General features: G+C 66.9%; 21 protein-coding genes. 7 read left to right on the top strand and 14 right to left on the bottom strand.

The window, feature by feature from the left end:
- The first annotated feature begins 71 nt into the window (after positions 1 to 71).
- Genes MNI96_RS19805 through MNI96_RS19785 form a run of 5 tightly spaced genes read left to right on the top strand, consistent with a single transcriptional unit; the run spans position 72 to position 5,050 of the window.
- Complete coding sequence (locus MNI96_RS19805; protein WP_249695957.1) at positions 72 to 905, top strand: ABC transporter ATP-binding protein; 834 nt, start codon at positions 72 to 74, stop codon at positions 903 to 905.
- Complete coding sequence (locus MNI96_RS19800) at positions 902 to 1,678, top strand: branched-chain amino acid ABC transporter ATP-binding protein (RefSeq protein WP_249695955.1); 777 nt, start codon at positions 902 to 904, stop codon at positions 1,676 to 1,678. Before MNI96_RS19805 ends, MNI96_RS19800 begins: the two co-directional genes overlap by 4 nt.
- Positions 1,675 to 2,586: a branched-chain amino acid ABC transporter permease gene (locus MNI96_RS19795; RefSeq protein WP_249695953.1), complete on the top strand. Its 912-nt coding sequence runs from the start codon at positions 1,675 to 1,677 to the stop codon at positions 2,584 to 2,586. Before MNI96_RS19800 ends, MNI96_RS19795 begins: the two co-directional genes overlap by 4 nt.
- Entirely contained in the window at positions 2,583 to 3,584 is a 1,002-nt protein-coding gene (locus MNI96_RS19790; protein WP_249695951.1) for a branched-chain amino acid ABC transporter permease, read from the top strand. The genes MNI96_RS19795 and MNI96_RS19790 overlap by 4 nt, the downstream gene beginning before the upstream one ends.
- Entirely contained in the window at positions 3,581 to 5,050 is a 1,470-nt protein-coding gene (locus MNI96_RS19785) for an aldo/keto reductase (protein WP_249695947.1), read from the top strand. Before MNI96_RS19790 ends, MNI96_RS19785 begins: the two co-directional genes overlap by 4 nt.
- Positions 5,051 to 5,069: 19 nt before the next feature.
- Here the strand turns inward: MNI96_RS19785 and MNI96_RS19780 are convergent, their stop codons facing one another.
- From MNI96_RS19780 to MNI96_RS19740, 10 genes are all read right to left on the bottom strand, one after another.
- Entirely contained in the window at positions 5,070 to 5,987 is a 918-nt protein-coding gene (locus tag MNI96_RS19780; protein ID WP_249695945.1) for a glycosyltransferase domain-containing protein, read from the bottom strand.
- Positions 5,988 to 6,051: 64 nt separating this feature from the next.
- Positions 6,052 to 6,804 carry a DUF1028 domain-containing protein gene (locus MNI96_RS19775; protein WP_249695943.1) on the bottom strand — a complete coding sequence of 251 codons (753 nt, stop codon included), beginning with the start codon at positions 6,802 to 6,804 and terminating at the stop codon, positions 6,052 to 6,054.
- 15 nt (positions 6,805 to 6,819) lie between these two features.
- Positions 6,820 to 8,607 (bottom strand): gamma-glutamyltransferase family protein, encoded by a 1,788-nt coding sequence (locus MNI96_RS19770; RefSeq protein ID WP_249695941.1) that lies wholly within the window; start codon positions 8,605 to 8,607, stop codon positions 6,820 to 6,822.
- Positions 8,608 to 8,657: 50 nt separating this feature from the next.
- Entirely contained in the window at positions 8,658 to 9,527 is an 870-nt protein-coding gene (locus MNI96_RS19765; protein WP_249695979.1) for an ABC transporter permease, read from the bottom strand.
- Between the two features lie 26 nt (positions 9,528 to 9,553).
- Positions 9,554 to 10,501, bottom strand: a complete 948-nt coding sequence (locus tag MNI96_RS19760) for an ABC transporter permease (protein WP_249695939.1) — start codon at positions 10,499 to 10,501, stop codon at positions 9,554 to 9,556.
- A 63-nt stretch (positions 10,502 to 10,564) separates the two neighbouring features.
- A complete protein-coding gene (locus MNI96_RS19755) occupies positions 10,565 to 12,076 on the bottom strand; it encodes an ABC transporter substrate-binding protein (protein WP_249695937.1) in 1,512 nt (503 codons plus the stop codon).
- Between the two features lie 25 nt (positions 12,077 to 12,101).
- Positions 12,102 to 12,608 carry an oligopeptide/dipeptide ABC transporter ATP-binding protein gene (locus MNI96_RS22135; RefSeq protein ID WP_502960366.1) on the bottom strand — a complete coding sequence of 169 codons (507 nt, stop codon included), beginning with the start codon at positions 12,606 to 12,608 and terminating at the stop codon, positions 12,102 to 12,104.
- Complete coding sequence (locus MNI96_RS22130; protein ID WP_502960365.1) at positions 12,490 to 13,188, bottom strand: ATP-binding cassette domain-containing protein; 699 nt, start codon at positions 13,186 to 13,188, stop codon at positions 12,490 to 12,492. Before MNI96_RS22130 ends, MNI96_RS22135 begins: the two co-directional genes overlap by 119 nt.
- A 62-nt stretch (positions 13,189 to 13,250) precedes the next feature.
- On the bottom strand, positions 13,251 to 14,249 hold the full coding sequence (locus MNI96_RS19745; protein ID WP_249695935.1) for an ABC transporter ATP-binding protein: 999 nt from the start codon (positions 14,247 to 14,249) through the stop codon (positions 13,251 to 13,253).
- A 16-nt stretch (positions 14,250 to 14,265) separates the two neighbouring features.
- Complete coding sequence (locus tag MNI96_RS19740) at positions 14,266 to 14,979, bottom strand: FadR/GntR family transcriptional regulator (protein ID WP_249695933.1); 714 nt, start codon at positions 14,977 to 14,979, stop codon at positions 14,266 to 14,268.
- Positions 14,980 to 15,268: 289 nt separating this feature from the next.
- Here MNI96_RS19740 and MNI96_RS19735 point away from each other — a divergent pair, with 289 nt between their 5' ends.
- A complete protein-coding gene (locus MNI96_RS19735) occupies positions 15,269 to 15,958 on the top strand; it encodes an MOSC domain-containing protein (RefSeq protein ID WP_249695931.1) in 690 nt (229 codons plus the stop codon).
- A gap of 123 nt (positions 15,959 to 16,081) precedes the next feature.
- Positions 16,082 to 17,134 (top strand): helix-turn-helix domain-containing protein, encoded by a 1,053-nt coding sequence (locus MNI96_RS19730; RefSeq protein ID WP_249695929.1) that lies wholly within the window; start codon positions 16,082 to 16,084, stop codon positions 17,132 to 17,134.
- A gap of 40 nt (positions 17,135 to 17,174) precedes the next feature.
- On the opposite strand, the gene MNI96_RS19725 is transcribed toward MNI96_RS19730, so the two are convergent.
- The 4 genes from MNI96_RS19725 to MNI96_RS19710 form a co-directional block, all read right to left on the bottom strand.
- A complete protein-coding gene (locus tag MNI96_RS19725; protein ID WP_249695927.1) occupies positions 17,175 to 17,822 on the bottom strand; it encodes an AprI/Inh family metalloprotease inhibitor in 648 nt (215 codons plus the stop codon).
- A gap of 256 nt (positions 17,823 to 18,078) precedes the next feature.
- Entirely contained in the window at positions 18,079 to 18,930 is an 852-nt protein-coding gene (locus MNI96_RS19720) for a carbohydrate ABC transporter permease (protein WP_120266958.1), read from the bottom strand.
- Positions 18,927 to 19,841, bottom strand: a complete 915-nt coding sequence (locus MNI96_RS19715) for a carbohydrate ABC transporter permease (protein ID WP_249695926.1) — start codon at positions 19,839 to 19,841, stop codon at positions 18,927 to 18,929. The genes MNI96_RS19720 and MNI96_RS19715 overlap by 4 nt, the downstream gene beginning before the upstream one ends.
- A 130-nt stretch (positions 19,842 to 19,971) precedes the next feature.
- Positions 19,972 to 21,267, bottom strand: a complete 1,296-nt coding sequence (locus MNI96_RS19710) for an ABC transporter substrate-binding protein (protein ID WP_249695924.1) — start codon at positions 21,265 to 21,267, stop codon at positions 19,972 to 19,974.
- Positions 21,268 to 21,359: the final 92 nt, after the last annotated feature.

The raw sequence follows: 21,359 nt of genomic DNA, 5'->3' as shown, positions 1-21,359 counted from the left end.
TGCCCTTGGGGTGGACGACAGGCAGGGGCGAAAAGACCCCGCTGCCGGGCGCCGGGATAAGGAGCGGATCCTTGCAGTCAGTCAGCAGCGCTGCGGACGGGGCAGCGCACACATCGGCCGGCGGAGTGCCGCCGGTTCTGTCGGCCAAGGGCGTTGCCCGGCGGTTCGGCGGCAATCGGGCGGTGGACGGCATGTCGCTGGACCTCCATGGCGGAGAGATCGTCGGGCTGATCGGGCCGAACGGCGCCGGCAAGACCACGTTTTTCAACTTGATCGCTGGAAGTCTCGTGCCGGACACCGGCGAAATCCTCCTCAAGGGAGAGCGGATCGAGCATCAGCCGGCCGCGCGGCGACTGGCAATGGGGCTGGGGCGCACGTTCCAGATCCCGCGGCCCTTCGCCGGTATGAGTATCCTCGACAATGTCATGGCGGCGGCGCAGAATCAGACCGGCGAGAGCATTCTGCGCAACTTCCTGCAGCCCAGCACAGTGCGGGCGGAGGAGCGTGCGGCACGCGAGCGGGCGAGGGCGCTGATCGAGTTCGTGACCCTCGGCCATCTCGTCGACCAGCCGGCCCGGGTCCTGTCCGGCGGTCAGCGCAAGCTGCTGGAGCTTGCCCGCGTGATGATGGCCGAGCCGGCGGTTATCCTGCTCGACGAGCCGGCTGCGGGCGTCAATCCGGCCTTGCTCGATGTCATCATCGACCGGATCGTCGAGATCAACCGCAGGGGCGTCAGCATCCTCCTCATCGAGCACAACATGGACATGATCGCCCGCCTGTGCGGGCGGATCGTCGTGATGGCGTCCGGGCGGGAACTGGCGGCCGGTACGCCTGCGGAGATCATGGCCAATCGCGAGGTGGCGGAAGCCTATCTCGGCGAGGTGGTGCCGGAGGCGGCGACATGACGGCAGCTGTATCCGCCGCATCGTCGGCGCCGCTCGCGACCCGAGGCCTTGTCGCCGGCTACGAGCCGGACCTGCCCATCGTCAAGGGGATCGATTTTACCCTGGCGCCAGGCGAATTCGTCACGGTGCTCGGGCCGAACGGCGCTGGAAAGTCGACCTTCGTCAAGGCGATTGCCGGACTGGTGCCGGTGCATGGCGGCACCTTGCATCTCTCCGGCGAGGAGATCACGGACGAGCCTCGCCACGCGCTGGTGCGCAAGGGGCTGGCCTTCGTGCCGCAGACGGAGAACATCTTCGCCACGCTGACGATCCGGGAGAACCTGCAGGTGGCGGCGGCCATCCTGCCCAAGGCCGAGCGCCAGCAGCGCATTAACGCGATGCTCGCGGCCTATCCCGACCTTGCCAGCCGGCCGGGCGCCATCGCCGGCGGTCTGTCGGGCGGTCAGCGCCAGATGCTGGCGACCGCGCGCGCATTGCTGGTCGAGCCGAAGGTGCTGATCCTCGACGAACCGTCTGCCGGACTGTCGCCGAAGGCGGTGTCGGAAATGTTCGCCCGACTGGTCGAGATCAACCGCAGTGGCGTGCCGATCCTCCTGGTCGAGCAGAATGTCCGGGCGGCACTGGCGATTGCCTCGCGCGCCGTGATCCTGGTCGACGGCCTGCTGCGCCACGATGCTCCGGCGGCGGATCTTGCTGCCGATCCCGATATCGGGCGCCTGTTCCTGGGCGCCCATGCGGACGGCGCCGCACTCGCCGGGGAGGGGACACCATGAGCGGCCAGATCCTGCTCGAGGGCCTGCTTGCCGGGGCGATGATCGGCCTTGGCGCCGTCGGCCTGACGCTTACCTATTCGATCCTGCGCTTCGCGAATTTCGCCCATGGCGAATTGCTCAGCTGGGGCGCCTATCTCTCGCTCAGCCTGTCGCTGGCCATCGGTGCGGTGTCCGGCGCCAGCCTGGCCCCGCTCGATCCGTTCAGCGTATCGGCGGCGCTGATCCTTGCCGGGCTGCTGGCCATGGCGCTCACGGCGGTTCTGGCGCTGGCCGTCGACCATCTCCTGTTTGCCAGGCTGCGCGGGCGCGGGGCGACTGCGATCATCGTGGTGATGGCGAGCTTCGGTGCGTCCATGGCGCTGCGCAGCCTGCTCGAATTCCTCTACACCTCGAAGCCCGCCTATTACTCCCGCGAACTCCAGATCGCCATGCCGCTGCCCGGCGGCATCCGTGCCACGCCGGACCAGCTGTTGCTGATCGGTCTCGCCTTCGTGGCAGTGATCGCCGTTCACCTGCTGCTCACCCGCACGGATCTCGGCCGCGCCATGCGCGCGGTCAGCGAAAACCCGGCGCTGGCCGGTGTCGTCGGCATCGATACGGCAAAGATCGTGCGCGCTGTGTGGATCATCGGCGGTGCGCTGGCCTGTACCGCAGGCACCATGTCGGGCCTGCTGGTGCAGATCCGCCCCTATATGGGCTTCGACCTGCTGCTGCCCCTGTTCGCCGCCGTCATCCTCGGGGGGATAGGCTCCGTGCCGGGGGCCATGCTTGGTGGGCTGATCGTCGGGCTGTGCGAGGCGCTTGCGGTACAGACCATCGGAGCCGAATGGCGGGCGGCGGTTGCGTTCGCCGTGATCACCGTCGTGCTGGTGCTGCGCCCTACAGGCCTGTTCGGGAGGGCGGCATGAGCCTGGAATTCCTTGCCTATTGCGCCTTCTTCCTAACCGTCGCGCTGACCTATGCGGTGATCGTCCTCGGCCTCAATGTGCAGTGGGGCCAGACGGGCCTGTTCAATGTCGGCGTCGCCGGGTTCGTTGCCGTCGGGGCGTATGTCTCGGCGCTGCTGACATCGCCGGCGGTGGAGGGGCGGTTTGGCGGCCTCGACCTGCCGATCCTCGTCGGCTGGCTCGGGGCCTTCGTTGCGGCCGGACTGCTCTCGGCGCTGATCGGCTGGATGACCATTCGCCTGCGGGCCGACTATCTGGCGATCTCCACCTTCGGCATCGCGGTTACCGTGCAGCTTGCCGTGCTCAATCTCGAGGACGTCACGGGCGGTCCCTTCGGCATCAGCCTGATCCCGCGCCCCTTCGGCGATCTCGCCGGTCGGTCGCTCGCCTTCTCGCTCGCCAATCTGGCGCTGCTCGTCGCCGTTGTGTTCGGCCTTTACCTGATGCTCCAGCATCTGGCGAAAAGTCCCTGGGGCCGCGCGCTTCGGGCGATCCGCGAGGATGAGATGGCGGCTGAGGCGCTCGGCAAGAGCCCGCGCCGCTTCCGCATCGAGGCTTTCGCGCTCGGCGGGGCGATCATGGGTCTCGGCGGTGCCGCGCAGGCGCATTTCATCGGCTTCATTGCGCCCGAGAACTACCTGCCGATGCTCACCTTCCAGGTTTGGGCGATGCTCATCGTCGGCGGATCGGGTAACAATCGCGGCGCCATCCTCGGTGCGCTGCTGGTCTGGGCGCTGTGGGCGGCATCGTCCGCGCTGGTCGAGGCGCTGGCTCCTGCCGGCGAGCAGGCGCGGGCCGCCTCGCTGCAAACCGTTATCATCGGTGTTGCTCTCTGCGCCATCCTTCTCTTCCGCCCGCAAGGGCTGCTTCCCGAACCGGGCGGCGCGCGTCGTCGCCTGCCTTTCCTTCGCAGATGGCGCGGCACACCCGCCGCCACGACAGGATCCGACCGCACATGACCAGCCGTCCCGATACGACGAAACTCGGCCCCGACCTGGAGATCAGCCGCATCCTGACCGGCCTCTGGCAGATTGCCGACATCGAGAAGGACGGAACGCCCGTCGATCTGGATGCGGCAGCCGGGCATCTCGCAGACTATGCGGCTGCCGGCTTCACCACTTTCGACATGGCGGACCACTACGGCAATGCGGAGCTGGTTGCCGGCCGGTTGCTGGCGCGCCACGGCGAGGGGGAGGGGCGCCCGCTCGCCTTCACAAAGTGGTGCCCCGAGCCCGGTCCGATGACCGAGGAGGTGGTGCGTGCCGGCGTTCAGGAGCGGCTCGACCGGCTCGGCGTTGCATGCGTCGACCTGCTGCAATTCCACTGGTGGACCTTCGAACATCCGGGCTGGCTCGACGCGCTCAAGCATCTTGCGAAGCTGCGCGAGGACGGGCTCATCCGTGAGATCGGCGTCACCAATTTCGACGCCGGCCATTTGCGCATCGCACTGGCCGAGAACCTGCCCGTCGTGTCCAACCAGGTATCCTTCTCGGTGGTTGACCGGCGCGCCGCCGGCACCCTCACCGCCCTTTGCCAGGAACGGGGCGTGCGGCTTCTCGCCTACGGCACGCTCTGCGGCGGGTTCCTGTCCGAACGTTGGCTCGGCAAGTCGGAGCCGACGGAAATCGCCGACTGGAGCCGGATGAAATACAAGCGCTTCATCGACACGGCCGGCGGCTGGCAGGCCTTCCAGGGTGTGCTTTCGGCGCTTGACCGCATCGCGAAGAAGCACGGGGTTTCCCTCTCCAATGTCGCGACGCGTTGGGTTCTGGAAACGCCCTCCGTCGCCGGCGTGATTATCGGCGCGCGGGTGGGCGAGAGCGAGCACCGGGCGGACAATCTCCGTCTCTTCGGCTTTGCGCTCGACGACGAGGACCGCGCCCTGCTGGAGGATGCCTTCGGCGCGATGAAGCCGATCCCCGGCGACTGCGGCGACGAGTATCGCCGCCCGCCGTTCCTCACCGCTTCCGGCGACCTCAGCCATCATCTCGACCAGATCCCCAGCGTCTACACGCCGGAGCCGGTGCCGGGCCGTCCCAACCGCTGGCGGCTGTCCTCGGGCAGCATCTGGGAGCCGCTTGCCGGCTTCAGCCGGGCCATGCGCATCGGCGACCGGGTTCTCGTCTCCGGCACGACCGCCACCCACGGCGCCGACCATTGCGTCGCGCCGGGCGATGCCGAGGCCCAGACCACCTATATCCTCGACAAGATCGCCGCCGCGCTCACAGCCTTCGGTGGTTCGATGGAGGATGTGGTGCGCACGCGGGTCTACCTGCAGGATGTCGGCGCCTGGGAAGGTCCTTCGCGCGCGCATGGCCGGGTCTTCGGCGAGATCCGCCCGGCCAACACGATGCTTGCGGTCGGCGATCTCATCGGAGGCTATGAGGTGGAGATAGAGGTCGAGGCGGTGCTGGACCCGCAGTAGAGGGGGGGGGGGGCCGCGCTCAGCCGATGGTGCGCCAGGCGAGATAGCCGAGGCCGGCGAGCACGCCTGTCGGCAGCAGCCGGAAGGCGATGAGGCCGACGACATCCTCCAGCGGATAGGCCGGCCGATCGAGCCAGAAGGTCGGCCGGCTCTCGATCACGTTCAGCACGTATTTGCGCCGGTCGCGCAGGCGAACGGGCAGGCGGGGCAGCTCGAAGGGCAGCATGTCGAGCACATGCTTCGTGCACAACCGGTTCTCGGCCGGGAAGTGGAAGAAGAACGGCTTTCCGCCCGTGCGCGTGTTGACGAGGTGGGCGCCGTCGAACCGGTAGAGCTTGCGCTCCAGTCCCGACTGGCAGGCCGAGCTTGCGAAGATCTCTTGATCGTAGTCGAGCGCGGCCCGGCCGGGATTTTCCATGAACCACTTGTTGATCAGCGACTGATCGCAGTCGACGGCGCTGGCATAGTCGAGTTCCGCCAGCATGACAGCGAGCGCGCCGGCCGTCCCGACATAACCGCCGGAATTGAGATAGCGATACATGCCGCTCCTGCCGCCGGCCGGCGGGTAGGCGCGGGAGGCAGCAAGGCGCCCGGGCAGCTTCCAGGTGAAGCCGGGCTCGGTGGAGAGGACGATGGGGCTGGCGAAGGCGCTGTAGCGCACGGCGAGTTCCGCCGGATCGCGGATCAGCACCACGTCGAAGGCATCGGTATAGACGACGAGCTCGTCGGCGGGCAGGCTTGCCAGATGCGCAGCCAGCATCTGCATGGCGGCAAGGTGGCCGGGGTAGGGCTTGCCGGTCCACACGATGTCCGGCGTGATGCCGAAACGGGCGAGCGAGGCGCGGTAACGGGCCAGCCCCGGCCCTTCATGCGAGGCGAGCGTGACGAAACGCGGTACGGACCCGTTCGCCCCACCCTCTTGGTCCCGCTCGTTCATCGCGCCCTCCGCCGATCACTGATTGCCAGCGCTTACTCCGGCCTGCGCTGCCGGGCAACGGCTTTCAGGTCAGCGGCGTGGCGAAGGAGGCAGAGGGCCGCCCTTCCCTGATCCGCTTCGCCTCCAACTGGGCGATCTTCAGGTCGATGACCGTTCGGTCGAGCATGCCCGACACATTGTCGGAGGTCGGCAGGGTCTCGGCGACATGCAGGTAACGCTCGGAGGCGACCGCCAGCAGTCGGCGCAACTCAGGCAGCGGGTCCGGATGGTCGTCGGCGCGAATGTCGATCCACGGATAGGCTTCGCCCCGGACGATCTTGAGCGCCGCCGACTGCTTGCCGCGCTTGTCGCCGCCGGCTGCCTCGCCGGCTTCCATCGCGGTGAGCAGTCGGTCGGCGAACGCTTTCTCCGGGTGGCGGAGATAGGTTTCCAGCGTTGACTCCAGGACCGCCGGCCCCGTGAGCATGTTGCCGGCGACCGAAACCCCGTCGGCGACGAGATGCCCTGCCCAGGCAACGCATTTCTCGCCGGTAAAGGCGGCGCTGCGCCCCGCGGCGTCCATCACGTGGAGCTGCCGCGAGTGGGCACCGGCATCGCGGCCGGTCATCGCCGCGACGACGTCTTCGGCCGAAGCCCCGGACTGCAGCATCTTCAATCCGTCCGTTCCGTAGAGCGGCGAGATGAAAGCCTGGGTGGCGATGGCGCCGACACCGCCGGCCATATACGGAACGATGGCGCCGACCGCGAAGAAGCGGCTGGCGACGGCAATGCCGAACTGTCCGGTCGCGGCGTCGCGGGCCACAATCGAGTAGGTCATTCAGACGCTCTCCCGTCAGCGTCCGGCCGCATAGGCCTGCATCAGCCGCGGCGTTGCGGCGGCACGCAGCAATCCGTTCGGGTCGCGGCGGGCGGCCGTCAGACGACCGATGGACCAGGCGGGCGCCACGTCGAGAGCATGCCCGCGCGCGCGTAATGCGCCGAGCACCGGCTCGCCGAAGCTCTCCTCCACCATGATGTGGCCCGGCTGGCGCTGGCGCGGATAGAAGGACGCCGGGAAGTGGGTGGTGTGGAACAGCGGCTGGTCGATTGCTTGCTGCAGGTTGAGATCGTGATGGGCAAGGCGCAGGAACAGCGACAGCTGCCACTGGTCCTGCTGGTCGCCGCCAGGGGTGCCGAAGGCGAGCGTGGGAACGCCGTTCTTCAGCGCAAGGCTCGGCGTCAGCGTCGTGCGCGGCCGCTTGCCCGGAGCAAGCGAGGTCGGCAGCCCTTCCTCCAGCAGGAACATCTGCGCGCGCGAGTTGAGGCAGAAGCCGAGCGCGGGAATGATCGGCGAGGATTGCAGCCAGCCGCCGGAGGGCGTGGCGGAGACCATGTTGCCCCAGCGGTCGATGACGTCGATATGCACCGTGTCGCCGCGCTTTTCCGACAGATGAGCCATGGTCGGCTCATAGACACCGGTCGCCGAGGTCCCGAGCCCTTCGATCACCTGCATCGCCTTTTGCACTTGCGCCTCGTGGCCCGGCACGATGCCGGGACGCAGGTCGAAGGAAGCGGTCTCGCCGATCAGAGCCCGCCGTCCGGCGTTGTAGGCGTCGGACAGCAGGTGCTCCATAGGCACGTCGGTGAATGCAGGATCGCTGTAATAGGCCTCGCGGTCGGCATAGGCGAGCTTCATGGCCTCCGCGACCAGATGCACGAAGTCGACGCCGACCGGATCGACTTCGCCGATGGCCGTGCCCTTGAGCAGGGCGAGTGCCTGCAGTAGCACCGGGCCCTGGCCCCAGGGGCCGGTCTTGGCGACGGTCCACTCGTGATAGTCGTAGGTCAGCGGCGTTTCCGTCGTCGCGCGCCAGTTGGCGAGATCGTCGGCTGTGAGCACCCCTTTGTGACGCGTGCCGCTGGCGTCCATCGCCTCGGTCTTTTCGACGAAGGCGGTGATCTCCTCGGCGATGAAGCCGCGGTAGAAGCAATCGCGGGCCGCCTCGATCTGCGCCTCGCGGCCGCTCCTCGTCTCCGCTTCCCTCAGCAGCCGCTCCCAGGTGTCGGCAAGGGCGGGGTTGCAGAACAGCTCGTCCGTCGTCGGCGCCTTGCCGCCCGGACACCAGGTGGCATGCGAGGTCGGCCATTCCTTTTCAAAGAAGCCCGCCAGGCCTGCGATGGTCGCGGAAACGCGCGCCAGCATCGGATGGCCGCTGCGGGCATAGTGGATCGCCGGCTCCAGGACATCGCGCAGCGGCAGCCGGCCATGGTCGCGCAGCATCAGCATCCAGCCGTCGAAGGCGCCGGGAATGACGGTGGCAAGCATCCCGTCGCCGGGGATCAGCGACAGGCCCTCGCGGCGGTAGTGCTCGATGGTCGCGCCGGCCGGAGCCGGGGCCTGGCCGCAGATCACCTCCATCTTGCCGCTCGTCGCATCGTGCAGGATCACCGGCAGGTCTCCGCCGGGGCCGTTGAGATGCGGCTCGACCACCTGCAGCACGAAGCCGGTGGCCGCTGCCGCGTCGAAGGCGTTGCCGCCCTTTTCCAGGATGCTCATGCCGACGGCCGTGGCGATCCAGTGGGTCGAGGTAACGACGCCGAACGTGCCGCGGATTTCCGGTCTGGTGGTGAAGGTGGACATCCGATCTCCCTTGGGGGTTTTCCGTGTTATTGCCGGGCCGAAGCGCGGGGTCAGCTCTCGCGCGGATCGAGCGCGTCGCGCAAGCCGTCGCCGAGCAGGTTGAAGCCGAGGACGACGAGGAAGATGGCGGCGCCCGGCCACCACGCCATCCACGGCGCCTGGGTCATGAAATTCTTGGCGACGTTCAGCATCGATCCCCAGCTGGGATCGGGCGGCTGCTGGCCGAGGCCGAGGAAGGACAAGCTCGCCTCGGCGATGATTGCGGTCGCGACCGTCAGCGTCGCCTGCACCAGCACCGGCGCGAAGACGTTCGGCAGGATGTAGTGCCACATGATGGCGACGTCCGACAGGCCGACGGCGCGCGCGCCCTCCACATAATCCTCCGTCTTCACCGACAGCACCTGGCCGCGGGTCAGGCGAATGAAGATCGGGGTGGCGGACAGGCCGATGGCGATCATCGCGTTGGTCAGGCTTGGACCCAGGAAGGCGGCAAGCGCAATGGCGAGGATGAGGAAGGGCGTCGCCAGCAACGCATCGGTGATGCGCGAGATGATCTGGTCGGTCCAGCCGCCGAAATATCCGGAGACGAGGCCGAAGGGCACGCCCACGACCACGGCGATCAGCACCGAGACGACACCGGCGAGCAGCGACGCCTGGGCGCCCCAGATCATGCGCGAGAGGATGTCGCGGCCGATCTCGTCGCTGCCGAGCCAGTAGAGCTCGGACGGCGGCTTGCGGATCGCCGACCAGCTGGTCGCGGCCGGATCGGCAATCGGCAGGATCGGAGCCAGCACGGCGATGCCGACGAAGAAGGCGACCAGCAGGAAGCCGAAGAGCGCGCTCTTGTTGCGCTTCAGCTTCTTCCAGGCGCGGCTGCCGCTGCGCGCGGGCAGGGCGCCGTCGTCGGCATCGACGGGCAGGGGCGGGGAGGCGGTGGTGGGCGTGGTCACAGCGTCGCCCTCATGCGCGGGTTGAGCAGGAAGTAGAGCACGTCGGCGATGAGGTTCATCAGGATGAAGCCGGCCGCGGTGCACAGCACGACGCCCTGGACGACCGCATAGTCGCGGGTGAAGACCGCATCGACGATCAGCTTGCCGAAGCCGGGAATGGTGAAGATCTGCTCGGTCAGCACCGCACCGGCGAGCAACTCGCCGAACAGCAGCGCGCCAAGCGTAACGATGGGCAGCAGCGCGTTGCGGAAGGCATGCTTGAGGATGACGACGCGCTCGCCCAGGCCCTTGGCGCGGGCCGTGCGCACATAGTCGGCCTTGAGCACGCCGAGCATCGCCGAGCGCGTGTGGCGCATCAAGGTGGCGGCAAGGGCAGTGCCGAGCACGAAGGCGGGCATGATCATGGTCTGGAAGGAGCGCGCCGGGTCCTCGAAAGGCGATGCGTAGCCCGAGGCCGGTAGCCAACCGAGTTCCACGGAAACCAGCAGGATCAGCATGATGCCGAGCCAGAAATTGGGGATCGACAGGCCCGACAGCGCCACGAAATTGGCGATGTAGTCGACGGGGCTGCCCTTCTTCACCGCCGACAGGATGCCGGCCGGAATGCCGATTACCATGGCGATGATCATCGCCATCACCGCGAGCTGGATGGTTACGGGAAGCTTGTCGAGGATCAGCTGCAGCACCGGCTGGTTGGTGCGTAGGGAGACGCCGAGATCGCCTTGCACCAGCCCGCCGAGCCAGTAGGCGTATTGATAGAAGATCGGGTCGTTCAGCCGGTACTTCTCGCGGATGAAGGCGAGCACTTCCGGGTCGCGCTCCTCGCCGGCGAGAACCAGAGCGGGATCGCCCGGCAGGAGCTTTTGCAGCGTGAACACGAACACCGACACCAACAGCAGTGTCGGGATCGCGATCAGCAGGCGTCGTGCGATGAAAGTCAGCATGAACGGGCCGTGTCCGGGGAAGGGATGCGAGGCCCGAACCGCCCGGGCCTCGCATCTGTCGCGTCAGGATTTGAACTTGACGTTTTGCAGGCGGATCATGCCGTCCGGATAGGGGACGAAGCCCTCGACCTTGCCGTCCAGCGCCCAGATCCAGGTCTGGTGATAGAGGTAGATGATCGGCAGATCCTTCGCGAGGATCTTGCGAGCTGCGTCATAGCTCGCCTTGCGGGTCGCTATGTCGTTGCTGGTACGCGCCTTGTCGAGCAGCGCATCGACCTCCGGGTTGCAGTACTTGCTGTCGTTGATGCCGCCCTTGCAGGTCATGAACTGGTGGATGTTGCCGTCCGGGTCGGTACGGCCCGACCAGCCGACCTGGCTTGCCTGATAGTTGCCGGCCGTCTGGTCGGCGAGCAGGCTGGCGAACTCCATCGACTTCAGCTTGACGACGAAGCCGGCCTCGGCGGCCATCGACTGCACCACCTGCATCAGCTGGGTCTGCACCGGATTGTTGGCGACCTGCACCTCCAGCTCGAAGGTCTCGTGCCCCGCCTCCTTCATCAGTTCCTTCGCCTTGGCGATGTCGCGCGCCGGGATCGGCGTTTCCTTGTCGTACCAGGGGCTGGTCGGCGGGAACGGCTGGTTGCCCGGCGCGAACACGCCCTCGAAGACGACCTGGTTGATCGCGTCGCGGTCGAGCGTCAGCTCGAACGCCTGACGCAGCCTCGGATCGTTGCCGAATGGGTTGTTGCCGCGCTCGCCATTGTCCACGTTGATGGTAATGCCCTGGTAGCCGAGGCTGACCGCGTCCGCATAGACGAGCCCCGTGTCCTCCTTCACCGAGGCCGCGTCGGTGGCCGCCAGCCGCTCCAACATGTCGAGATCGCCCGAGCGCAGGTTGGCGAGGCGCACGGTCGTGTCGGGGATCGGCAGGAAGGTCACGCTGTCGAAGTGGATCGCGTCGGCATTCCAATAGTCGGCAAAGCGGGTCAGGACGATGCGGTCCTGCTGGACGCGCTCTTTGAAGGCGAAGGGGCCGGAGCAGACAGGATTGGAGCCGAAGTCGGCCCCGGCGGCGGAGGCGGCTGTGGGCGAGACCATCATGCCGGCGCGGTCGGCGAGCTGGGCAAGCAGCGTTGCATCCGGCTGGGCGAGGGTGATCTTCACCTGCATCGGGCCGGTGACCTCGACGCTCTCGATCGACTGGACTTCGCTCTTGCGGCGGCTTTCCGGCAATCCCTTCGAGCGCTCGATGTTGACCTTCACAGCCTCCGCGTCGAAGGCGGTCCCGTCATGGAATGTGACGCCGTCGCGCAGATCCATGGTCAGGACCGTGCCGTCCTCCGACCACGACCAGGCCGTCGCAAGCATCGGGACGATCTCGAGGTCCGGCGTGATGTCCACCAGCTTGTCGCACAGCGAGGCATAGACGATACGGCCGACAAACGTGCGGGACTGATCCGGATCGAGCACGTCCGGATCCTCCTGAAGGCCGATCCTCAGGTCGGCCGCGGCGGCGGGCAGCGCGATAAGGGCGCTGGCGCTCAGCAGCAGGGCAGCAAGAAGACTCTGTCGCATTCTCAAGGCTCCTCTGGTCAGGTTCTTATGGTTCGGATTGCGGGACGGAGTTCTGCTGGCGTTCGCTTCTGTCCCGGTAAAGCGAAAGACGGCGGCGGGCGGCCTGCGAGGCCTCCGGTTCGGCAAGGGCGGCGGTCTCCTCCTCCGCCACGCGCTGCCAGTAATGGCAGGCGACACGGCGCCCCGACGCCACGTCCTGAAGTACGGGCCGCTCGACGGCACAGCGTTCGTCGGCAAGCGGACAGCGGGTGTGGAAGCGGCAGCCCGAGGGCGGCGACAGCGGCGAGGGCACGTCGCCGTCGAGCTTCACAGCGGCCTTGCGGGCTCTGGGGCTGGGGATCGGGATCGCCCGCATCAGGGCCTGCGTATAGGGATGGAAAGGCGCGTCGTAGAGGGCGGCCGTGTCGCCTTCCTCAACGATCTCGCCGAGATACATCACGGCGACCCGGTCGCTCATGTGGCGGATGACGGCAAGGTCGTGGGCGATCAGCACCAGGGTCAGGTCGTATTCCTGCTTCAGGTCCTCCAGCAGGTTGATCACCTGCGCCTNGGTCGTATTCCTGCTTCAGGTCCTCCAGCAGGTTGATCACCTGCGCCTGGATCGACACGTCGAGCGCGGAGACCGGCTCGTCGCCGATCAGGACTTTCGGGCCGGATGCCAGTGCCCGGGCGATGCCGATGCGCTGGCGCTGGCCGCCGGAGAACTCGTGCGGGTAGCGGTCGGCGAATTCGGCCCGCAGCCCGACGCGGGTCAGGAGACGCGCAACTTCCCCTCGGCGCCACACAGCATCGCCGAGGCCATGGACGCGCATCGGCTCCTCTATGATGGCGCCGACGCTCATGCGCGGGTTCAACGAAGAGAACGGATCCTGGAAGACGAATTGCAGATCCTTGCGCAGCCGCCGCATCTCTCGTTTCGGCAGGGCGGCGATGTTCGTGCCGCCGTAAAACACCTCGCCCTCGCTGGGGTCGATCAGGCGCAGCAGCAGGCGAGCGAGGGTGGACTTGCCGCAGCCGCTTTCGCCGACGACCGCCAGCGTCTCGCCGCGATGCACCTTCAGCGACACGCCGTCGACCGCGCGCACGCTCTGGCGTTCGCCGAATAGCTTCATGCCGACGAAGAACCGCTTGGCAAGGCCACGGGCCTCGAGGATCACGTCGCGCGGGTCGCCGTTCATGCGGCATCTCCGAAGTGACGTTCCAGCGGCGCATAGAGGCAGGCGGCGGCATGGCCGGCGGCGACCTCTGCCAGCGGTGGCGCTTCCGTGCGGCACGCGGCATCGGCAAACGGACAGCGCGGGGCGAAACGGCAGCCCGGCGGCATGCGCTCGACCGTTGGCACCATGCCCGGAATCGCGGCGAGCTGGCCGCCGCGCTCACTGAGCGAGGGGATGGAACTGATCAGACCGAGCGTATAAGGGTGCTGCGGGTCGTCGAAGATCGCCTCGACGGGGCCGGTTTCGACGATCCGTCCGGCATACATCACCGCCACCTTGTCGGCGACCTCGGCCACGACGCCGAGGTCATGGGTAATGAGGATGAGGGCGGTGCCGGTTTCGCGCTGCAACTCGCGCATCAGATCCAGGATCTGGGCCTGTATGGTCACGTCGAGCGCCGTGGTCGGCTCATCGGCGATCAGCAGGCGCGGATCGTTGGCGAGCGCCATGGCGATCATCGCCCGTTGCCGCATGCCGCCCGACATCTGGTGCGGATAGTCGTCGAGCCGGCGTTGTGCGGCCGGCACCTTCACCCGCTCCAGCATCTCCAGCGCACGGGCCCGCGCCTCGGTCCGCCCGACCGGACGGTGCCGACGGACGATCTCGGCGATCTGGTCGCCGACCGTGTAGACCGGATTCAGCGAGGTCATCGGTTCCTGGAAGATCATCGCCATTCGGTCGCCGCGCATCCGCCCCATCTCCCGGCGGGAGAGAGCAAGCAGGTCGCGCCCTTCGAACAGGGCGCGGCCGCGCACGATCTCCGCCGGGGGCATGGGCAAAAGGCCCATCAGGGCGAGCGAGGTCACCGATTTGCCGCAGCCGCTCTCGCCGACGATGCAAAGCGTCTCGCCGGCAGCGACATCGAAGCTGACGCCGTCGACCACGTTGGACGAAGTGCCGCCGAAACGAAGGGCGAGGTCCTCCACGGCCAGGACCGGCGTCCGGGATGCGGACATTGGCGGCGTGCCCGTGCTATTCGGCATCGGCGGGGCCCTCGACGGTCTGCAGCATCAGCCTTTCCTGCAGGCTGAGCAGGTGCTTGCGCATGGTCCGCTCGGCCGCGACCGGGTCGCGCCGCTCCAGCGCGTCGACCAGCTCCTCGTGCTGGGAATGGTAGAGGCGCTGCGAGCTGGGCGTGCGCAGCGCCTCACGCACATGGCGCCAGTTCTCGTCCTGGCGGACCCGGTCGACCACGTCGAACAGCGCCAGGAACAAGGTGTTGCCGGCGGCCATGGCAACGGCTCGGTGCAGCGAGCTGTCCCAGAGCTCGCGGCTGTCCATGTCGGTTGCCGCGGCGACCTTTTCCGAGATTTCGCGCATGCGGGCGATGTCGGCGGCGGTGGCCCGCAATGCGGCGAGGCGGGCGAGCGCCGGCTCGATGCGCAGTCGAACTTCCATTACCTCGAACATGTTGGAAAGTTCGGGCAGATGGCGAATGCGGTTCTCAGCCCGGTTGCGGGCCGCAGAGATGAACGTGCCGGCTCCCTGGCGGCGCCAGATCCGCCCTTCCGCTTCCAGCACGTCGAGGGCGCGGCGCACGGCCCGCCTTCCGACGCCGATTTCCTCCGCGAGTTCGCGCTCGGTCGGCAGCTGGTCACGGGCTTCCCGTTCCAGCTGGTCGACGATGATGCGTAGGCGCTCCAGGGCGAGGCTGGAGTTGCGCTGTATCGGGGTCTCGTCGGTCACGGGAACTCGAGCCTGCCTTGTACCTTTTACTTTATTGGTCTCATTATTGGCGCAGAAGCAAAGAGCTGGCAAGCCGGTGCGGAACAGGTTTTTTCAAAGCTTGCAAAACGTGCACAGTTGATGAAATTTTCGGCTTAGTTTGATGCTTTTGGCATTTGCATGAGCACTTTCGCGCTTGCGAACCAATCATCTATTGGTTCGCAATGGAAGGCGCGCGACAGCTGGTCGCTTGAGAGGTGGGCGGGGCAGGCGTAAGGTGCCGGTCCTTCCGATCGACCGGAGCTTCCTCATGCAGATCATTGCCACCGTGACCGGCCTTTACATTGGGAAGGCGCGCGAGCGCTGGGATGGCAAGCCGCCTTCGGCTATCGGCAAGGAGGCCGTCCCCGGTCCCCTGGAGCTCGGCTTGGACGGCTTTGAGGACGACGAGCAGGCGGACCGGGCCGTGCATGGCGGGCCGGAAAAGGCGCTGCACCACTATCCCGCCGATCACTATGCCTATTGGGCGGCGCGGTGGCCCGAGCACGCCGAGCGCCTTGTTGCCGGGGGCTTTGGCGAAAACATCTCGACGCTCGGCGTGGCGGAGGCGGATGTCTGTATCGGCGACCGTTTCCGCATCGGATCCACGCTTGTCGAGATCTGTCAGGGGCGCCAGCCTTGCTGGAAACTGCCCGCCCACACGCGGATCGACGAGATGGCGATGGCGATGCAGAAGAGCGGGCGCACCGGCTGGTACTACCGCGTGCTGGAGGGCGGGCGGATCTCAGTCGGCGATACGATGGAGCTGACGGCCCGTCCCTGTCCAGACTGGCCGCTCGACAGGGTCGTTGCAGCCCGCTTCGATCCGCACCTCGATCCGTCGGTGGCCGCCGCTATCGCAGCGTTGGCGCCGTTGTCGGCGTCCTGGCGTGCGGCATTCGAGAAAAAGTCGAAAGCCGGTTTTTCCGAGGACACGACGGCCCGCCTCAACGGAGATTGAGCCAGCCATTCCGGCCTTGCGCGGCATGTTTGGGGAGCAAGGGCCGTCTTCGGCTCATCGTGTTCCCTTGCAGCGGTGTCAACTCCTGCTAAATTCCTCGGCATAAATCCCGAGGAGGGAAGTTTGGCGACGGAAGACATCTCGCGCGTTCCGCATTCTGTATTCTCGCTGGATGCCATTCCGCTCGCCGACCAGTTCGAGGTCTGGCGCGAAAGCATCGGTTGCGTCTTCGAGGTGGGCGTGCCGCGTGAGCGTCGTGCCCATGGATTTCGCGCGGAGCTCGATGCCCATGTGATCGGCGATGTGGCGTTGGCCCGGACCAGGACCGAGGCCCAATCCTGGGCGCGCTCGTCGGCAACCATCGCCCGCGACGGCATGGATCATCTGATGATCCAGGTCTACGAGCAGGGTCGGATGGAGTTCCACCACCGCGGCCGGGACGAGGTCTTCGGCCAGGATGCACTGGTGGTCTTCGATCTGGCACAGGAGATGCGGTCGGAAACCAGCGACTTCACCAACCTGTCTCTGCTCGTGCCGCGCTCGCTCATCGAGCCTCAGCTCAAGCAGGCCGGCGATCGGCACATGCAGGTCATTCAGGCGCAGGGAAATCCGCTCGCTCGCCTGTTGATCGATCACATGACGACGCTGAAGGCGCTGGCGTCGGATATGCACCTGTCGCAGGCAACCGAGGCCAGCGCGGCGACCGTGGCGCTGACGGCCGCCTGCCTCAACGCAAGCCGGCGCGACGACGGCCAGGGAGAGGCGGGCATCGCCTTTGCGTTGCTGGTGCGGGCGCGCCAGCGGATCGCCGAGCATCTTCGCGATCCGGACCTGTCGCCGGCACGGGTGGCGCGGCTGTCAGGCGTGTCGCGGACCCGGCTTTACGAGATGTTCGAGTCCTTCGGCGGGGTGCTCGCCTATATCCGCGAACAGCGGTTGCGGCTGGCGCTGCGTATGCTGATCGACCATCGCTTTGCCGAACGGCCGATCTCGGCCATCGCGGCCGATTGCGGCTTCGCCAATGACAGTGCGTTTTCGCGCGCCTTCCGTGCCCGCTTCGGGACCACGGCGCGGGACATGCGGGCGGCTCCGGTCGGTGCGGAGCGGGCGTGCAGTGATTTCGACCGCGATCTCGACCGCCGCTACGAGGAGTGGATTCGGCTTCTCAGTGCCTGATGGATGCGGCGCCGAACGGGTCCTGCGCCGGCCTCATGCGTCAGCGCCAGGCGATGATCCTGCCCGAAGAGCCGTCCGCCGTACCGTCCATACGGTTGGTGCCGTTGAGGGCGAGCACCGCGACGCGCTTGCTCATCATGCCGGTCAGCACGACCTCGTTGCCCCGCAGGGACCAACTGGAGACGCTCTGCAGGTCGGTGCCCATGCATCCGAATGTGGAGGCGAAGTCGCCCATGCCCGCGCCGGTCGGGCGCAGCGACAGGCGGCACTGCTTGCCGTCGACATCGACATTCCAGTCGCCGGCGATCTGCCCCTTGGTAACGGGGGCGGGGGTGGTGCCCGATTGACCCATCATCGCGCCGAACAGCATCGCAGCGGCATTGCCCATCGCGTTGGGGTCGACACGCACCGAAGCGGTGGTGCTGGACGACTTGGTGTGGCGGGTGCCGTCCGGTGTCACCCACGATTTCGAAGAGGACGAGAGAGTGGCGGTGCGTTGCATCGGCGAGGAGGAAGCGGCTTGGTTGGTTCCGAAGGCCGGAGAGCCGAAGTTCGGCGCTGCAAACGCCGGCGGCGGTGGCGGCGGGCCTGAACCGGCCGGAGCCTGGCAGCCGGCGAGGGCGGCGGCAAACAGCAGGACAGTGGCCGCCTGGGCGCGAGCCGAGCGTGCGGTACGGGAAAGGGTCATGCGCGTATCCTGAAATCCGTTCTGGAAGTCGGTCCGGGGATCGGTGCCACATCGCCCCCCTCGACGCGGCGGATGGCACGCTGCTCCTTCTTGTCGCCAGCCGCGCCCGCGGCCAAGCGCGATCCGCAGCTGCCGGACGCAGCGCCGAAAAAAACGGACGCCGTGCAAGGAGGACGCGCTCTCGCTCCAGAAAGCGACACCCCGGCAGGCCGCCCGCCCGCCGGGTGTCTTGCATTCGCGCGAAGGAAGTCCGTCCTTACTTGATGCCGGCGCGCATGAAGCTCTGCACGAACTGGCGCTGGAACAGCAGGAAGGCGATCAGCAGCGGTCCGGAGGTCATCAGCGTCGCCGCATTGATCACCGACCACTCGATACCGGAATCGATGGCCGAGAAGACGCTGAGACCGACCGTGACCGGGCGCGTGTCGACCGAGTTGGTGACGATCAGCGGCCACAGGAAGTTGTTCCAGTGGTGGCTGACCGAGACGAGGCCGTAGGCGAGATAGGTCGGCTTGGCGAGCGGGATGTAGACCCGCCACAGGATGCCGAGGATGCTGGAGCCCTCGATGCGCGCGGCCTCGTCGAGCTCGCGCGGCACGGTCATGAAGGTCTGGCGCAGCAGGAAGATGCCGAAGCCGGAGGCGATATAGGGCAGCGCGATCGCCGGGATGGTGTCGACCAGGCCGAGAATGCGCATGGTCTTGTAGTTCTCGACGATCAGGATGTCCGGCATCACCAGCAGCTGCAGCAGCACCAGCGTGAACAGGATCGAACGGCCGGGAAAGGTGAAGCGCGCGAAGGCATAGGCGGCCAGCGTGCACAGCAGGAACTGGCCGGCGAGAATCAACGTCACCAGCATGAAGGTGTTGAGGAAGTAGCGCGCGAAGGGCGCGGCCCCCCAGGCCTTCTCGAAATTCTCGAAAGTGAGCGGCGCCAGCAACTCGAAGCGGGCCTCGTAAGCGGAGGGGTGGATCGCCGTCCAGATCGCGAAGGCGAGCGGCAGGATCCACATCAGGGCCAGCACCCAGGCGGCGAGCGTGTTGAGCGTCCGGTCGAGGTCGAAGCGCCGGCGGCGCGGGCGGGCGGGGGCGTCGGCTGCGGCGGTCATTTGTAGTGCACCCTGCGGTCGAAGAAGAAGAACTGGCCGATGGCGAGCGCACACAGGATCGCCAGCATCGCGACGGTCAGCGTCGCGCCGTAGCCGGTCTCCCAGTACTTGAAGGCCGTCTCGTAGATGTGGAACAGCAGCAGCGAGGAGGCGTTGTCCGGGCCGCCATTGGTCAGGATGAAGATGTGGTCGACCAGGCGGAACGAGTTGATCACCGCATTGATCGACACGAAGAGGGTGGTCGGCATCATCAGGGGGAAGGTGATGCGCCAGAAGATCGTCCAGCGGCCAGCGCCCTCGATCTTCGCCGCTTCCACCAGGGAGGGCGGGATCGCCTGCAGGGCCGCAAGATAGAAGATCATGAAGAAGCCGGCTTCCTTCCACACCGTGACGACGATGACGGCGTTGAGTGCGGTGGACGGGTCGCCGAGCCAGTTGGTCTGCGGCCAGCCGAACAGGGCCGAGCCGACCTGGTCGATCAGGCCGAAGCCCGGCGTGTAGAAGAACAGCCAGATATTGGCGACGGCGATCAGCGGCAGCACGGTCGGGGTGAAATAGGCCATGCGCACGAAGCCGCGCCCCGCAAGGCGGTCATTGACCCACAGGGCCATGACGATGGCGATGCCGATGGAGAGCGGGATCGTGCCGAAGGCGAACCACAGATTGTTGCCGAGCACCTTCCAGAAGATGGGATCGCCCATCATCCGCTCGTAATTGTCGAGGCCGATGAAGCGGGCCGGCCTCCGGCCGCGCGGGGTCGAGTGGAAGCTGTTCCACAGGGTCATCACCGCCGGCACATGGGTGAAGGCGAAAAGGAAGAAGAGCGCGGGAAGCAGCAACAGCCACGCGTGCACCCACTCGCGGCTGCGTATCAGCATCGGCACTCTCGTGCGGCCTGTCGCGGTCGTCATCTTGCCCTTGGTCCTTCCCTCGCATTCCTGTCGGCCCGTCCTGCCCCGGACCGGGTCGGGGACCGGCAGCGATGGCTGCCGGTCCCCTGGGTTTTTGGCGTGAGCCGGTTGCCCGGCCTGCCGTCAGGCGTCAGCGATACTCGGCGAGGATCGCGTCGGCCTGGGCCTGCGCGTCCTTCAGAGCGGTCGCGGCGTCCTTCTGGCCGGTGATCGCGGCGGCCAGCGCATCGTTGAAGATCGTCGTCACGCGCTGGTTCTGGTAGGTCGAGAGCTCCGCGACGGCGAACTCGAGCTGGTCGCGGGCGACGGTGGCCGGCGGGAAGTCGGCGGCGTAGGTCTTCATCGCCTCGGTTTCCCAGGCGTCCGGACGCGGTGCGACGTAACCCGTGGCGATGGTCCACTTGGCCGCCTGCTCGGGACCGGTGATCCACTTCACGAAGTCGGCGGCCGCGGTCAGCTGCTCTTCGGACGCGCCCTTGAACAGGTAGAAGTTGCCGCCGCCGGTCGGCGCGCCGCGACGCTTGTTGGCGGGCAGCATGCCGACGCCGAACTCGAACGGCGCATTGTCGCGCACGTTGGTCAGGTTGCCGGTGGTGGTCCACATGATCGCGGTCTGACGCTCGAAGAAGGCCTTCGGCGTTGCGCCCCACTCGATGATGCCCGGCTCCATCACGCCGTGCTTGGTCGACAGGTCGACCATGTACTGCAGCGCCTCGGCGACCTTCGGGTCGTCGAAATTGGTCTTGTTGCCCTCGCTGTTGGCCAGGATGACGTCGTTCTGCGTCGTCAGGCCCTGGAACAGCCAATAGGGGAAGCCGGAGCTCGGGATGCGCACGCCCCACTGGGTGACGTTGCCGTTGGCGTCCTTCTTGGTCAGCTTCTTGCCGAATTCGACCAGCTCTTCCCAGGTCGCGGGGGGTGTTTCGGGGTCGAGGCCGGCTTCCTTGAAGGCCTCCTTGTTCCAGTACATCACCGGGGTGGAGCGCTGGAACGGGATGCCGTAGGTCTTGCCGCCGGTCTGGCTGTTTTCCATGAAGGCGGGATAGAAGCCTTCGAGCCAGGCCTTGTCCTCATCGCTCTTCAGGTAGTCGTCGAAGGGGACGATCAGGTCCTCGTCGATCAGGGTGAACATGTCGGCCGACAGGGCCATGGACAGCTGTGGCGGGGTGCCGCCGCGCGAGGCGGTGATCACCTTGGCGATGGTGTCCTGGTACGAGCCGGAATAGACCGCGTCGATCTTCACGTCCGGGTTGTTCGCGACGTATTCGTCGGTCAGGGCCTGGATGGTCTCGGCGGCCTTGCCGCCGACAGCCACCGGAAAGAAGAACTGCAGCTCGACGGCCTGGGCGGAGGCCCATGTGCCGAGTGCCAGTCCGGTCGAAAGGGTCGCCGTGGCGACGGCCTTCATCAGCATCGATTTCAACATGTCTGCCTTCCCTCATGTTGTGCCGGCCGCTTTGCGCTGTCCTTGCCGGCTTGACGTCCCGCGCGCGGCGCGGAAGCGTTTTCTTGCAGAGG

It is taken from the genome of Stappia sp. WLB 29, from assembly GCF_023507705.1.
GTDB lineage: Bacteria > Pseudomonadota > Alphaproteobacteria > Rhizobiales > Stappiaceae > Stappia.
The sequence above is the reverse complement of the archived record's forward strand: the minus strand, read 5'-3'. Positions and strand labels throughout refer to the sequence as shown.

Bases quoted from the DNA above. Each gene is read 5' to 3' on its own strand.
- MNI96_RS19745 (WP_249695935.1), bottom strand. From the start codon at position 14,249: ATGTCCGCATCCCGGACGCCGGTCCTGGCCGTGGAGGACCTCGCCCTT.
- MNI96_RS19775 (WP_249695943.1), bottom strand. From the start codon at position 6,804: ATGACCTACTCGATTGTGGCCCGCGACGCCGCGACCGGACAGTTCGGC.
- MNI96_RS19735 (WP_249695931.1), top strand. From the start codon at position 15,269: ATGCAGATCATTGCCACCGTGACCGGCCTTTACATTGGGAAGGCGCGC.
- MNI96_RS19725 (WP_249695927.1), bottom strand. From the start codon at position 17,822: ATGACCCTTTCCCGTACCGCACGCTCGGCTCGCGCCCAGGCGGCCACT.
- MNI96_RS19710 (WP_249695924.1), bottom strand. From the start codon at position 21,267: ATGTTGAAATCGATGCTGATGAAGGCCGTCGCCACGGCGACCCTTTCG.
- MNI96_RS19795 (WP_249695953.1), top strand. From the start codon at position 1,675: ATGAGCGGCCAGATCCTGCTCGAGGGCCTGCTTGCCGGGGCGATGATC.
- MNI96_RS19755 (WP_249695937.1), bottom strand. From the start codon at position 12,076: ATGCGACAGAGTCTTCTTGCTGCCCTGCTGCTGAGCGCCAGCGCCCTT.
- MNI96_RS19760 (WP_249695939.1), bottom strand. From the start codon at position 10,501: ATGCTGACTTTCATCGCACGACGCCTGCTGATCGCGATCCCGACACTG.
- MNI96_RS19715 (WP_249695926.1), bottom strand. From the start codon at position 19,841: ATGACGACCGCGACAGGCCGCACGAGAGTGCCGATGCTGATACGCAGC.
- MNI96_RS19720 (WP_120266958.1), bottom strand. From the start codon at position 18,930: ATGACCGCCGCAGCCGACGCCCCCGCCCGCCCGCGCCGCCGGCGCTTC.
- MNI96_RS19800 (WP_249695955.1), top strand. From the start codon at position 902: ATGACGGCAGCTGTATCCGCCGCATCGTCGGCGCCGCTCGCGACCCGA.
- MNI96_RS19780 (WP_249695945.1), bottom strand. From the start codon at position 5,987: ATGAACGAGCGGGACCAAGAGGGTGGGGCGAACGGGTCCGTACCGCGT.
- MNI96_RS19785 (WP_249695947.1), top strand. From the start codon at position 3,581: ATGACCAGCCGTCCCGATACGACGAAACTCGGCCCCGACCTGGAGATC.
- MNI96_RS19770 (WP_249695941.1), bottom strand. From the start codon at position 8,607: ATGTCCACCTTCACCACCAGACCGGAAATCCGCGGCACGTTCGGCGTC.
- MNI96_RS19790 (WP_249695951.1), top strand. From the start codon at position 2,583: ATGAGCCTGGAATTCCTTGCCTATTGCGCCTTCTTCCTAACCGTCGCG.